The 12,600-nt window shown below is 40.9% G+C and carries 13 protein-coding genes; 7 read left to right on the forward strand and 6 right to left on the reverse strand.

The annotated features are described in order from the left end of the window. Positions 1 to 47: 47 nt before the first annotated feature. Together AC59IL_RS10375 and AC59IL_RS10380 are read right to left on the reverse strand one after the other, a co-directional pair. Positions 48 to 1,634, reverse strand: a complete 1,587-nt coding sequence (locus AC59IL_RS10375) for a C1 domain-containing protein (protein ID WP_496552050.1) — start codon at positions 1,632 to 1,634, stop codon at positions 48 to 50. A 283-nt stretch (positions 1,635 to 1,917) separates the two neighbouring features. Then, positions 1,918 to 2,166 carry a hypothetical protein gene (locus AC59IL_RS10380; RefSeq protein ID WP_496552051.1) on the reverse strand — a complete coding sequence of 83 codons (249 nt, stop codon included), beginning with the start codon at positions 2,164 to 2,166 and terminating at the stop codon, positions 1,918 to 1,920. 213 nt (positions 2,167 to 2,379) lie between these two features. Between AC59IL_RS10380 and AC59IL_RS10385 the strand changes: the two genes are divergently transcribed. Next, positions 2,380 to 4,629 (forward strand): helix-turn-helix domain-containing protein, encoded by a 2,250-nt coding sequence (locus AC59IL_RS10385; protein ID WP_496552052.1) that lies wholly within the window; start codon positions 2,380 to 2,382, stop codon positions 4,627 to 4,629. A 32-nt stretch (positions 4,630 to 4,661) separates the two neighbouring features. Here the strand turns inward: AC59IL_RS10385 and AC59IL_RS10390 are convergent, their stop codons facing one another. Both AC59IL_RS10390 and AC59IL_RS10395 read right to left on the reverse strand, forming a co-directional pair. Further along, a complete protein-coding gene (locus tag AC59IL_RS10390) occupies positions 4,662 to 4,904 on the reverse strand; it encodes a hypothetical protein (RefSeq protein ID WP_496552053.1) in 243 nt (80 codons plus the stop codon). Between the two features lie 63 nt (positions 4,905 to 4,967). Next, positions 4,968 to 5,129 (reverse strand): hypothetical protein, encoded by a 162-nt coding sequence (locus AC59IL_RS10395; RefSeq protein ID WP_496552054.1) that lies wholly within the window; start codon positions 5,127 to 5,129, stop codon positions 4,968 to 4,970. Positions 5,130 to 5,407: 278 nt separating this feature from the next. Between AC59IL_RS10395 and AC59IL_RS10400 the strand changes: the two genes are divergently transcribed. Further along, positions 5,408 to 6,109, forward strand: a complete 702-nt coding sequence (locus AC59IL_RS10400) for a phosphatase PAP2 family protein (RefSeq protein ID WP_496552055.1) — start codon at positions 5,408 to 5,410, stop codon at positions 6,107 to 6,109. A gap of 98 nt (positions 6,110 to 6,207) precedes the next feature. On the opposite strand, the gene AC59IL_RS10405 is transcribed toward AC59IL_RS10400, so the two are convergent. Together AC59IL_RS10405 and ypfJ are read right to left on the reverse strand one after the other, a co-directional pair. Further along, positions 6,208 to 6,705, reverse strand: a complete 498-nt coding sequence (locus AC59IL_RS10405; RefSeq protein WP_496552056.1) for an META domain-containing protein — start codon at positions 6,703 to 6,705, stop codon at positions 6,208 to 6,210. A 131-nt stretch (positions 6,706 to 6,836) separates the two neighbouring features. Further along, positions 6,837 to 7,685 carry a KPN_02809 family neutral zinc metallopeptidase gene (gene ypfJ, locus AC59IL_RS10410; RefSeq protein ID WP_496552057.1) on the reverse strand — a complete coding sequence of 283 codons (849 nt, stop codon included), beginning with the start codon at positions 7,683 to 7,685 and terminating at the stop codon, positions 6,837 to 6,839. 312 nt (positions 7,686 to 7,997) lie between these two features. Between ypfJ and AC59IL_RS10415 the strand changes: the two genes are divergently transcribed. From AC59IL_RS10415 to AC59IL_RS10435, 5 genes are all read left to right on the forward strand, one after another. Then, a complete protein-coding gene (locus tag AC59IL_RS10415; protein WP_496552058.1) occupies positions 7,998 to 8,609 on the forward strand; it encodes a YceI family protein in 612 nt (203 codons plus the stop codon). 33 nt (positions 8,610 to 8,642) lie between these two features. Next, positions 8,643 to 9,956 carry a hypothetical protein gene (locus AC59IL_RS10420; RefSeq protein WP_496552059.1) on the forward strand — a complete coding sequence of 438 codons (1,314 nt, stop codon included), beginning with the start codon at positions 8,643 to 8,645 and terminating at the stop codon, positions 9,954 to 9,956. Positions 9,957 to 10,064: 108 nt separating this feature from the next. Then, on the forward strand, positions 10,065 to 10,661 hold the full coding sequence (locus AC59IL_RS10425; RefSeq protein WP_496552060.1) for a hypothetical protein: 597 nt from the start codon (positions 10,065 to 10,067) through the stop codon (positions 10,659 to 10,661). Positions 10,662 to 10,666: 5 nt separating this feature from the next. After that, positions 10,667 to 11,074, forward strand: coding sequence for a hypothetical protein (locus tag AC59IL_RS10430; RefSeq protein ID WP_496552061.1), 408 nt, complete (start codon positions 10,667 to 10,669; stop codon positions 11,072 to 11,074). 188 nt (positions 11,075 to 11,262) lie between these two features. Then, the gene (locus tag AC59IL_RS10435; protein WP_496552062.1) at positions 11,263 to 12,600 is read left to right on the forward strand and encodes a TolC family protein; all 1,338 of its coding nucleotides are present in this window, start codon (positions 11,263 to 11,265) and stop codon (positions 12,598 to 12,600) included.

The following is a 12,600-nucleotide window of genomic DNA, read 5'->3' on the forward strand; positions in this document are numbered from 1 at the left end:
GCTATAACACGAAACCTGTAACCTGCAACATATTCCTGACAGCCTGTTTAAGAGGCCGTTTTCTGTTTTTGCGGTTCCTTCGCTTTACGATGCTTGCTTTTCAGGTATTTTTCATAAACTACTTCACGCATCGGTTTATCAAACACTTTACCTTCTGTCCATGAAATAATATCCAGGTACGCAAAGGCTCTTGTTTCGTACCTGTTCTTTTCGAGGTGTTTGATCTTATTCAGAAATTTTTCCAGCTCGGGTTTCATTTCACGGGGGCTAACATAAAACGATGTTCGCAAAAACCGGAACATCTCTTCTTCTACTACCGTTAAATTTTTCATGCGGGCCATAAACCGGTAAACCGATTTGGTGAGCGATTCCATCAGCTCATAATTACCCATTTCAAAATGGGCCATCATGTGCAGCAGGCGGGCATAACATTGCAAATCGATGCGCAGGTCTAACGGACCGTTGATGATCCTTTGCAGGTAATCGATACACTTTTCGTAATTGCCGTTGCCAAAATGTAGGGTAGCAATTTTATAGTTGAATACCAGAATGCGGTGCTGGTCAACAAACAACAGCCCGTATTCCATCAGCTTTTCTTCAATTTCAGGCACCAGCGCCAATCCTTCGCGAAAAGTTCCCTGCATCAGGTGCTGATTAATTTTAGCGCTGTTAATATAAATAAAGGTGTGGATCCTGAAATTATCGTGGTGATTGGCTACCGGGGTTTTGGAAAACTCTTCAAATTGCTGCAGGGTAATTTCAAATTGTTTGAAGTTACGCAGGTCGAAATGCGCATTCAGCAAATTGTGCATGCCTTTCACATAGTGGCCTGTTTCAACTTCCTTCATCAGGGGTTGCTCGTTAAACAGGTCGATCCATTTTTGGCTATACCGGTAGTACATTAAAAAGTCCTGCTGAATAAACGCGTACCAGCAATAGCTTTGGTACAGGTATAACTTTTCGTAAAAACCGTTAACTGCATCAACATCACCCGGCAGGTAATTTTTGAAAAAGGTTTTCAGGTCCTGCTCATCGGATGCGTTGCGGGCATGACCATTGAGCACAAACCAGCGGTAAAGCAGGAGTGCCAGGTTCGAAAACCTGGTAACCCGGTCGATATGGCCGCTGATTTCAAGCGCCTCTTCGGTTAGTTCACGTGTTTTATCGGTTGAACTGCGGGTAATGTGAAGGGTTTCGATCTTTTTTTCAAGGGAAATAACCTGGGCCAGAAAATTAAATTTCTGGTTGGAGCGTGCGATTTCCTTAGCCTTTTCAAGAATCTTGAGGCTTTGCAGTTTTAATCCCTTATTGTAAAGCACGCGTGCATGATCGAGAAGCTCACTGAGTTGAAGATCAATATTTTCGGTAGCTTTTAACAGCCTAAGGCTTGCGAGTAACTGCTTATATAAATGTGTTTTTATATTGGCCAGCTGCGGTTTTTGAATATCCGGAAGCTTTTTAAGCAACAACTTTTCGTCATACTCGGGCAACTTATCCAGCGCATCAAATAACCGTATGATTTTCAAGTCTTCCTTAGCCGAACTTCTTTTTATATAAAGTTTAAAATGCCTTTTTTCCGACTTCTCCAGTGAATGAACCAATTGAAACAACGCGTCTGTAAATCGGTTGGACATAATTATGAAATTTGCCTGAAACTCAATACCGGTAAGGGTTTTAGGATTTCTTTCACGCTTTTGGCGTAATTAAACCGGTAGTAAGATGTTTTGAAAGGTACGGATTTACATCCTACTTTTGATTCAGCAAATGAGCAAAATGATAATGGGAAGCAATCGTTAGTGAAAAAGCAATCATTAGAGGCTCAAAAAGAATACGGCAAGTTAGTATACTGTATTCAAAAACGCAAGCAGATTTAACTCTTTTTTCATATGGCAAGCAATCGTTAGAGGCCAGCCGTTTCTACGGGTGGCTTTTTTTATTTGCCTCTGCTAAAATAGAAGTTATTTTTATTATTCCAACATTTTTATGATCTAAATCATATAAAAAGGCAAAAATTTCTTCTTTTTGGTCTAAAAACCTGACACAAGCTCCTCCTTTCTTCAAAAAATCTCCGCTGATCATATTAAAAATCACAATAAAAAGCCGAATTGCATATATTATATAATATGTAATATATTTCTTCTGCCATGCGGGTATAAAGCGATTCACACCGCAAAAAATTAGTTACTGTCTAAGGTCACAAATTGTGACCCTTAAGCATTTTAAGGCTTTTAACCTGAGGTAACATTTTGTGACTCGAATCTTTTTATTCTAATCAATTGATTTTAAACTCAATTCTTTCGCGATTGGCAAACTTGCTTAATATCATAAAATAATTGACGTTTTACCCGCATTACTTATCTTGCCTCAAAGTGAGGCGTCATGGCATTTTCTACCGATACATCTAACCATCTTTTTCAGCTGGCTGTTCGGTTTGTAAATCAAACAAACCGTCATATTTTTCTCACCGGTAAGGCGGGTACAGGTAAAACCACTTTTCTTAAATACATCCGGGAAAATACCTTCAAAAAAATGGCGGTGGTAGCGCCTACAGGCGTGGCGGCTATTAATGCAGGCGGTGTTACCCTGCACTCTTTTTTTCAATTGCCTTTTGGCTCATTTATACCCGGTCAGCATAGTGGCTGGAACAGCAACAATAACTTCAACACACCGCATACGCTTTTAAAAAACCTGCGGCTCAATAACGATAAACGGCAATTACTACAGCAACTTGAATTACTCATCATTGACGAGGTAAGTATGCTGCGGGCCGATATTCTGGATGAAATTGATTGCATTTTACGTCATTTCAGAAAACGCTTGTTTGAACCATTTGGCGGTGTGCAGCTATTATACATCGGCGATCTGTTTCAGCTGCCTCCTGTGGTAAACAACGAAGAATGGGAAACGCTGAAACATCATTACAGAAGTCCGTTCTTTTTCGATGCACAGGTAATACAACAAAAGCCACCATTATACCTTGAATTAAAAAAGATTTACCGCCAGCACGAACTGGATTTCATCAATGTGCTTAACAATATCCGCAACAACCAAACAACTGATGCCGACCTTGAACGCCTGCACCGGCATTACCTGCCCGGATACGAATCGCCCGATAATGAGCCATATATTACGCTTACCACTCATAATGCCAAAGCAGATACCATCAACCAGAACCAACTGAACAAACTGCCGGGAAAATTATATGAATTCAAATCAGAACTAAAGGGTGATTTTAATGAAAGGGCTTTACCGGCCGATGACAGGCTGCAACTGAAAGAAGGGGCGCAGGTAATGTTCATCAAAAACGATAAAGGCGAATCGCGAAGATTTTACAACGGAAAAATTGCCACTATTTCAAAAATCGGCAAAGACGATATTTTTGTTCGTTTCCCCGGCGATGAGTACGACATGTTGCTTGAAAAAGAAACATGGAAAAACATTAGGTATCAGTACAATAATGAAAAAGATAAGATAGATGAAGAAGAAGTAGGCACCTTTAAACAATATCCCATTCGACTGGCATGGGCTATTACTATTCATAAAAGCCAGGGACTTACTTTTGAAAAAGCCATTATCGATGCCGGCGCCTCTTTTGCTCCCGGTCAGGTTTATGTTGCATTAAGCCGTTTAACTTCGCTGCAGGGATTAATTCTTTACTCCCGTATTCAACCGCATTGCATTAATACCGATGAACGGGTGATTGAATTTACCCGTTTGGAAAAGGAAGAAGATCAGCTGGAGCAGGAGCTGCAGGAAGAACAAAAAACTTTTATTGCACGCTCATTACTGTTAACCTTCGACTGGATTAAATTAACAGATGCCGTTCAAATGCATTATGATGAGTATGAAGGTCGAACGCTGCCCGATAAAAATCAATGCATAATATGGGCAAAAGGGGTATTAGACAGTGTTGCAAAACAACAGGAAATGGCCGAAAAATTTACCAGGCAGCTCGATCAGTTATTGACGGCCGCCCCGCAGGATGGTTTTCAATATTTGCACCAGCGGGTTACAGCAGCGAGCACCTGGTTTATAAATGCCATGGATGAAACAGCTGCGGCTATACAAAGCCATATAAACGAAATAAAAATAAAGACGAAGGTCAGAAAGTATGTTACCGCCCTGCAGCAATTATATTTATTACCTGAACGTAAAAAGCATCAATTAAAACAGGCGGTACAAATTACCGAGGGACTATTAAAAGGAATAAATACAACCGCTTTGCTTGAACTGGTTGAAGAACAAAAAAAGTCGGAAGAAATTAAAGTAGTTGAGCAAACAGAAAAAATTACAGCCAAACCCAAAAAGGGCGATTCGCATCGCACCAGTCTTGAAATGTTCAGGGAAGGAAAAACCATTACCGAAATAGCTGAACTGCGCAATCTTGCCAAATCTACCATTGAAACCCATCTGGCTTCATTTATTATCTCCGGTGAAATTGACATAAAAGAAATAGTGCCTGAAGATAAAATAGCCATGATTCTTCAGGCACTTGAAGAAATAAATCCGCCAACATCGTCGACAGCCCCTGTAAAAGAAAAGCTTGGTGATGCGTTTTCTTATTCTGAGATCAGGGCTGTGTTCATTTACCGGGACTGGTTGCAGGTAAGTAAAGCCGCTGAGTCGTGAATGATACTTTTACTGCTACCTACCATTCACGTTCACGCAAATGTTCCCAACAAATGTCCCGATATCGCATCTTCGAGATTAACCGGTATAGAATCGGTGCCATCGCCAATAGCGGTAAGGCGTTTTAATTCAGAATCCCAAACAAATATATAAATAGGGCTACCGTTAAAACTTACGCGAAACCTTGTTTCGTCGTTAAACTGAAACGGGGTTGCCTTTACTTCATAGGGCATTCCATCTACCAGAAATTCCATTTTTTGTGTTTGCACTTTCATAAAATATCATGTTTTAATAATTAATCAATTGAGTGGCGCGTTGTATCCTCGCGATGAATTCAATTATGGCTTCTGCGTAGTGTCTCTCTGCATAGTGCCTGTTGTATCGGTTTTATTATTGTTTGTTGTACTGTCGGTTGAACTACCTGTAGTTGGTTGCGGCGTATCGCAGGCAACAAAGCCGGCAAGCATTATTATTATCAATGCAAAAAAGATGTTTTTCATAAAATTGATTTTTGAATTAATAGTTTAAATAAAACAATTTGGGTAACGCATCAATAATTTTGCCATAGCGCGATTTGGGATAATTAGCCTTTACACTCAAAGCATCCTGTGCAAATTGTTGGAATTATTTCTACACTCATGCAGAAGTGTAGCTGCATATAGATCATTTCTACATTTTCATTTTGTTTAGTACAATAATTTTATTAAGTAAATTTTAAGATTTGTTAAACGCCTAAATATTTATATATTAACGTCTCGATTGAATTAACACACTACGTATGTCACAAACACATCTGTCGCCCGAAGAAAGAAAGGTAGCCGACAAAGTGGTTTTATTATCAAAAGAACTGGTCATTATACTGGCCGTTTTTACTATCAGTCTTTTTGCTTTTCTTTTAATTGCCTATCGTGTTTTTTATCTCGATAAAACAGGAGCTGATGAAAAAGCATTTGCCTTTGCGCATTCGCTGGTAAGCGACAATACCACCAAAGTGATGGAGTTTGTTACTTTTTTCGGATCACATTATTTTCTGATCCCGGCCAATGTTATACTGTGTGTTTTTTTCCTGTTGCGTAAAAAATCGAGGCATTCAATAAAGATCAGCGCCATTGCACTTAGCAGCCTGCTGATCATGCTTGGACTGAAGTTATTATTCAGCCGGCATCGTCCGCTTACCCCCTTGCTGGAACCGGCGCGTGGATTTAGTTTCCCCAGTGGCCATTCATTTATGAGCGTATGCTTTTACGGGTTATTAATGTTAATTATCTGGAAAGAAGAAAAACCTCATCCTGTATTAAAGTGGGTATTGCTGTTGCTGGTGTTACTGCTGGTGGTGTTTATCGGGTTCAGCCGTATTTACTTAAGGGTGCATTATTTTACCGATGTGCTGGCTGGTTTTTGTGTTGGCGGCAGCTGGCTGTTCCTGAGCTCATTTTTAATTGACCAGATAAAACCCATAGGCTTACGCAAGCCCATCTGATTTCGGAATTTTTTGATTTTTAGATTAACTCCGGCACAAGCAGTATTATTAAATCCCAAAATCTCTAAATTTCAAAATCAAGAAATATACTTTACAGCTTAGGTTTTGTTCGAAACCGGCTTTGGCATCACCTTTCGTGTCCAGTGTGATAATTCTGTTTGATCGAACATTAATATCAACATACCGTTCTGTAGCCTGTAGCTATTAGTGCGCAGCAGATTTTCGAGAAAGGCTTTTTCATTATATCCTACACAATTCATTTTTGTAATAACAATACGCTGGTTAAAAGTAAGCGTGCTATCGGTAAAATCGAAAGTGCCGTTCATATTATTACAACCTGTATTTCCGGTAAACCGTTTTGTCGACAAATTCAATGCAAGCCGGGGTATTTTACCTGTAGCAGTATCCGAAGCAAGTATTGGCTGCAAAAACCATAGCCCACCTAATTTGGTGGTATCCTTAACAATTTTTTCAGTTATCGCCGTTTGAGTATCTTTTAATGCGGTTTTTTGGCTGTTGTGAACCAGCAGGTTGTTATTTGATGAATTGTTGCAGGCCAGCACGTTAAGCATTGTTATAATTACATAGGCTTTCATACCTGTATGAATTAAAAAATAATGCCAGCACTGGACTGAGATAATTGGGATATCTGGGATATTGGGATTTTTGATTTAATCAAATTCCAAAATCCCAATAATCCCTTAATCCCTTCAATCCCAGTTTTAAATCAATTCAATGAGGGGTCTTTAAAGGTATTTCCCTGGCTAACGTCGCCTGTTTCGAAGCCTTTTTTAAACCAGTACACGCGTTGCTGCGAGGTACCATGGGTAAATGATTCGGGCACCACATACCCGCGGGCTTCTTTTTGCAGGCGATCGTCGCCAATTGCGTTGGCCGCATTCAGCGCTTCTTCAATATCGTTTTCTTCGAGTATATTTTTCATACGTTGGGCATGATGGGCCCAAACACCTGCCAGAAAATCGGCCTGCAATTCAAGCTTAACACTATACTTATTGTATTCTTCTTCGCTTAATGATTGCCGCAAACGGGCCATCTTTTCACTGGTACCATTTAAATTCTGAATATGATGACCTACTTCATGCGCTACTACATAGGCCATAGCAAAATCGCCGGGTGCATTTAATTTGTTTTGCATGTCTTCAAAAAAAGATAAATCGATATAAAGCTTTGCATCACCGGGACAATAAAAAGGTCCGGTAGCAGAGCCGGCCATTCCGCAGGCCGATTGAACGGCATCTCTGAACAGCACCAGCGTGGGATCCTGGTAGGTTTTTCCCTGATCGGCAAATAATTTGCCCCAAACATCTTCAGTATCTGCCAGTACCACTTTTACAAAACTGGCTCTTTCATCATCCAGTTTCTTTTCCCCGGCAGTCATTTCATGTGCCGGAGCCGAAGGCGCCACTTCAGGAATAGAAGATACGTCGCCCCCTAAAAAAAGCTTTATTAAAATGGCAATTACACCAATTATACCACCGCCAACGGCCAACCCGCCGCCCGAAATACCCCTGCGGTCTTCAACATTGGTGCTTTCGCGCCGTCCTGCCCATTTCATGTTGTATGTTTTAATTATGATACAAAAATAAAGTGATCCCTTATTACAAAAAATTTTGTGCCTTGTTCAGTTCGTTCTCAGCTTCTTAACCCGGGTTTACTCTTAATATTATAAAGCTATCTGTTGTTTTGGTTTGGGATGTTGCCTTTTGTCAATTGCCTGTTGTTTCCTGCACACATGATTTTTTCTACCTGCTAAAATGATAAGCTTCATGCGCCTGTTTGACTATAGTCAGGTGCAGCCTTCCCGGTCGAATATAGTTTTGCTGTATCAAACGAACACACAATATCAGCAAATAATTAAAAGAAGATCATGAAACGCTTAACTAAAAATACACGGCTTGCAATAAGGATAATAGTTGCCATCCTTATTATATATGGCTTGAGTGTATTAAATACAGCTAATGCACAAATCACGTATCAAACCGCAGGCCCTGTAAAAATTTCAATCGAAGGTACCTCCAACATCCACGATTGGGAAATGAAAGCCGAAAAGGGAAGCAGCACTGCTGTGTTTGTTACAGATGGCAACGGATCAATAAACGGTTTATCGTCGCTAACGTTTACCATGCCTGTTGAAAGCCTTAAAAGCGAGCACACAGCCATGGATAATAATGCCTACAAGGCCATGCACACCGACAAGTACAACTCCATCACATTCACCGCGCTGACCGCTGCCATTAAACCGGTTGGCAATGGCTACCAGGTTAACTCAAGAGGCAGGCTCACTATAAGTGGTGTAAGCAAAGATGTTGATGTAACGGCGATCTGTATCGTAAATCCCGACAAAAGCATATCAGTAAACGGTTCGTATAAACTTAAAATGACAACTTATAATGTAACACCGCCCAGCATCATGTTTGGCACAATCAAAACCGGTGACGACATCACTGTAAAATTCAATCTTCTGTTCAAAGGCCGATAACCAAAATTTATTTAAACAAAAAAATTTAAAACTATGAGATATTTTACCTGGCTTTCTAAAACATTCATCGCAGCAGTATGTATTCTGCCTGCAGTCACTCAGGCACAGTTCAGCGACAGCATCCCTTATATGCGTTACAATGACAAAAGAGGCATTAATGTATTCGAAACAACAAAAGAAACACCTATGCCATTTACCGGTGTAAAAGTTCGCTTTGGCGGAGGATTTACCCAGGAATTTCAGGGGCTGAAACACGAAAACAGCTACGGAAAAAATTCAACCGTTAAATTATATGGCATTACTCCAGGTTTTAATACAGCTGAAGCTAATTTAACCATGGACGTTTCACTGGCAGAAGGCATCAGGTTGAACCTTACATCGTATCTGTCTTCACGTCACCATAACGAAACATGGGTAAAAGGCGGTTATATTCAAATCGACAAACTTCCTTTTAAAGGCGAAATATGGGACCAAATCATGAGTGTAACAACCATTAAAGTGGGTCATATGGAAATCAACTATGGCGACCAGCACTTCCGCAGATCAGATGGTGGTCATACATTTTACAACCCATTCATTGAAAACTATATCATGGATGCCTTCAGTACAGAAATCGGTGGTGAAGTATATGTTCAGAAATATGGTTTCCTTGGTATGATTGGTCTTACCAATGGTTTGATAAAAGGTAATATCGATTCCGTTACAGCAACTCCACAGGACGATAATTTGCACAAAAGCCCGTCTGTTTATTTCAAAGGCGCTTTCGACAGACAGGTAACCGATAACGTACGCATTCGCCTTGCAGGTTCTTACTATCACAACAGCAGCTCAGGCAAAAACGGCAACGTATTATATGGTGGCGACCGCACAGGTTCTAACTACTTTATGGTGCTGGAACCAGCATCAGGTTCATACAGTACAAATGCTTTCTCAGGTCGCTTAAATCCCGGCTTTACCAAAAAAATCGATGCTGTTCAGGTAAATGGATTCCTGAAAGTAGGTGGTGTTGAATTGTTTGGTACTATCGAAAAAGCAAGAGGCCGAAGCAATACAGAAACTTATTCAAGAAAAATGCGCCAGTTTGCTATAGATGGTGTTTACCGGTTTGGACCCTCTGAAAACTTATTTGTGGGTGCACGTTATAACAAAGTAAAAGGATTACTTCAAGGCTTTGATGATAACGTTACAGTAGAACGCATTGTTGGCAGCGCCGGTTGGTTTATTACAAGAAATATTCTGTTGAAAGGTGAATACGTTCAGCAAAAATATTTCGACTTCCCCGGCTCCGATATTCGCAACGGTGGCAAATTCTCAGGCTATGTAATTGCCGCAAGTGTTGGATTCTAACTTCAATCAATAAACCAGGCTGGGGTGCTTGCCCCGGCCTCTTTATTTGCACCAGGTAACAAACAGCGTATGAGGCATGCTCTTTAGCCGATTAAATTATTCGAGGTTATGAAAACCGTATTATTTTTTCACCTGCTTTTTCTGCTTATTTCACCCAACACCATTAACAACAATAATGCTGTTAACCGGTGGGTGGTTGAAAGCAACAGCTCGATAAATATCGAAGGCAGGTCGAATGTAACCTCGTTCCGTTGTGAAGTAATCAAATATCTGAAAGCCGATACACTTGATTATTATAAAAATGAAGCCGCCAAACAATATATATTCACCAACAGTTGCCTTACGGTAGATATTAATGGGTTCGACTGCCACCAGCGGTTCATCACCAGCGACTTCAGAAAAACATTAAAAGCCGATCAAAACCGCTGGTTAAAAATTCACTTCATCAGCATGGATATATTTGATACACGTAACCGGCAACAGGTGAAAGGAAAAGTTGAAATAATACTGGCAGGTATATCAAAAATAACCACCATCGACTTTATTGCCAACCCAACCAATACCGGACTTATCCAAATGAACGGCACTAAAACATTAACCTTTTCTGATTTTAATTTAACGCCTCCCCGCAAACTGGCAGGATTTATCAGGATAGAAGAAGAAATCAAAGTAAATTTTCAGTTGTTCTTTAAAACCGTTGAATAGATATTATGAAAAAAGCACTGATCGCCGGTTTTACAGCCGGAATAGTTTTATTGCTGTTAAGCCTGGGAATGATTTATGGCTCCATTCAATTTTTTCCCGGCATTACCCAGGAATACCTGAGCCCGGTTTTCAGACCGGCCGGCCAGGCCGACTGGATGTTCTTTGCGCATCCTTTTGTATTGAGCTTTGGCTTAAAGTGGTTTTGGGAACGGTACAAAGGCATTTTTAGCGGTCACCTGGTATTGCGGGCGCTTGAAGTGGCGCTGGTATATGGCATCGTAGCCATGTTACCCGTGCTTTGGCTAACATTTAGTGCTATTGACGTTTCATTGGCCATGATACTTACCTGGCTGGCATATGGCTTAATTCAGGCATTTGCAGCCGGAATTGTTTTTGCCTGGCTAAATCCCTGATATATACGATTTGATACTACCTTTGCACCGGTCAGTTTAATGAACCGGTTTTTTTATGCCCTTTTATAACCGCTCAACAACTTTAACCGGGCCGGTTTGTTATTAACGAATAATTTTAATAGCCGTTTTCCTACCCTCCTGCCCCAAAGTCTGTAGCCTTCATTCATTAACCCGTTATTACACGTTCTATGAAAGGTGTATATGCTATTTTTTTGCTATTACTGCTGTACCCGGCCATGCTATACCCACAGGCAATAACTGATAGCGCTGCACAACTAACGTTGCAAAGCTGTATCAGATATGGATTAGAACATCAACCAGCCATCAGGGCCTCGCAAATAGATGAAGAGATTACCGAAACAACTATTAAGAACAAACTGGCCGACTGGTACCCGCAGCTGAACCTGAATGCCAACATACAGCATTACCTGAAAATGCCGGTTTCGATTTTTCCCGATCTTAACAACCCTTCAGGTCCCAAACGCGAAATACAAACCGGTGTGCGCAACGTTTCTACACCACAACTGGCTTTAACGCAAACTATTTTCAACCGCGATGTTTTACTGGCCAGTCGCACCGCAAAAGATGTTCGGTTACAGGCCCGCCAAACAACTACCGCCAATAAAATCGACGTTGTTGCCGGCATTTCAAGGGCTTTTTATGATGTGCTGCTAACCCGTCAGCAAATTCAGGTGCTTGACGAAACCATTACCCGGCTCGACCGGAGTTTAAAAGACGCTTACTATCAATACCAGAGCGGTATTGCAGATAAAACCGATTACAAACGGGCTACTATTTCTTTAAACAATGCCAGGGCCGATCGCAAGGCGGCACAGGAACAACTCAGTGCCCGGTACGCTTTACTAAAACAGCAAATGGGTTATCCGGCCGAAGAGTCATTAAAAATTTCATATGATACTACCCGTATGGAAAAAGAGATTGCCATTGATACCCTGCAGCCCATACGATACGACAACAGAATAGAATACCAGCAATTACAAACACAACAACGATTGCTGCAGGCCAACGTAAAATATAATCAATGGAGCTACATACCTTCATTCTCGGCTTTTGGCACCTATAACCTGGTATACCAGAATGACGAGTTTTCAAAATTGTACAGTCAGTCGTATCCCAACTCTTTCATTGGCGTGCAGTTGGCATGGCCGCTATTTCAGGGTGGCAAGCGAGCCTTAAATATAAGGCAGGCCGCCTTACAACTAAAGCGAAGCGAATGGGAGATGACCGATCTGAAAAACAACATCAATACGCAGTATAGCCAGGCAATGGCCGCCTATAAAAGCAACCTGAGCGATTTTTATGCGCAGAAAGAAAACCTCGAACTGGCGACTGATGTATATAATACCCTGCAGTTGCAATACAAGGCAGGTGTTAAAACTTATCTCGAAGTGATCATTGCCGAAACCGATCTGCGCACCACCCAACTGAATTATTACAATTCGCTATACCAGCTATTATCAAGCAAAATAGATGTTGAAAAAGCATTGGGTACGTTGACGTACTGA

The sequence above is a fragment of the Niastella sp. sgz303648 genome, from assembly GCF_059587045.1.

Bases quoted from the DNA above. Each gene is read 5' to 3' on its own strand.
- AC59IL_RS10430 (WP_496552061.1), top strand. From the start codon at position 10,667: ATGAAAAAAGCACTGATCGCCGGTTTTACAGCCGGAATAGTTTTATTG.
- ypfJ (WP_496552057.1), bottom strand. From the start codon at position 7,685: ATGAAATGGGCAGGACGGCGCGAAAGCACCAATGTTGAAGACCGCAGG.
- AC59IL_RS10400 (WP_496552055.1), top strand. From the start codon at position 5,408: ATGTCACAAACACATCTGTCGCCCGAAGAAAGAAAGGTAGCCGACAAA.
- AC59IL_RS10395 (WP_496552054.1), bottom strand. From the start codon at position 5,129: ATGAAAAACATCTTTTTTGCATTGATAATAATAATGCTTGCCGGCTTT.
- AC59IL_RS10385 (WP_496552052.1), top strand. From the start codon at position 2,380: ATGGCATTTTCTACCGATACATCTAACCATCTTTTTCAGCTGGCTGTT.
- AC59IL_RS10425 (WP_496552060.1), top strand. From the start codon at position 10,065: ATGAAAACCGTATTATTTTTTCACCTGCTTTTTCTGCTTATTTCACCC.
- AC59IL_RS10405 (WP_496552056.1), bottom strand. From the start codon at position 6,705: ATGAAAGCCTATGTAATTATAACAATGCTTAACGTGCTGGCCTGCAAC.
- AC59IL_RS10435 (WP_496552062.1), top strand. From the start codon at position 11,263: ATGAAAGGTGTATATGCTATTTTTTTGCTATTACTGCTGTACCCGGCC.
- AC59IL_RS10415 (WP_496552058.1), top strand. From the start codon at position 7,998: ATGAAACGCTTAACTAAAAATACACGGCTTGCAATAAGGATAATAGTT.
- AC59IL_RS10390 (WP_496552053.1), bottom strand. From the start codon at position 4,904: ATGAAAGTGCAAACACAAAAAATGGAATTTCTGGTAGATGGAATGCCC.
- AC59IL_RS10375 (WP_496552050.1), bottom strand. From the start codon at position 1,634: ATGTCCAACCGATTTACAGACGCGTTGTTTCAATTGGTTCATTCACTG.
- AC59IL_RS10420 (WP_496552059.1), top strand. From the start codon at position 8,643: ATGAGATATTTTACCTGGCTTTCTAAAACATTCATCGCAGCAGTATGT.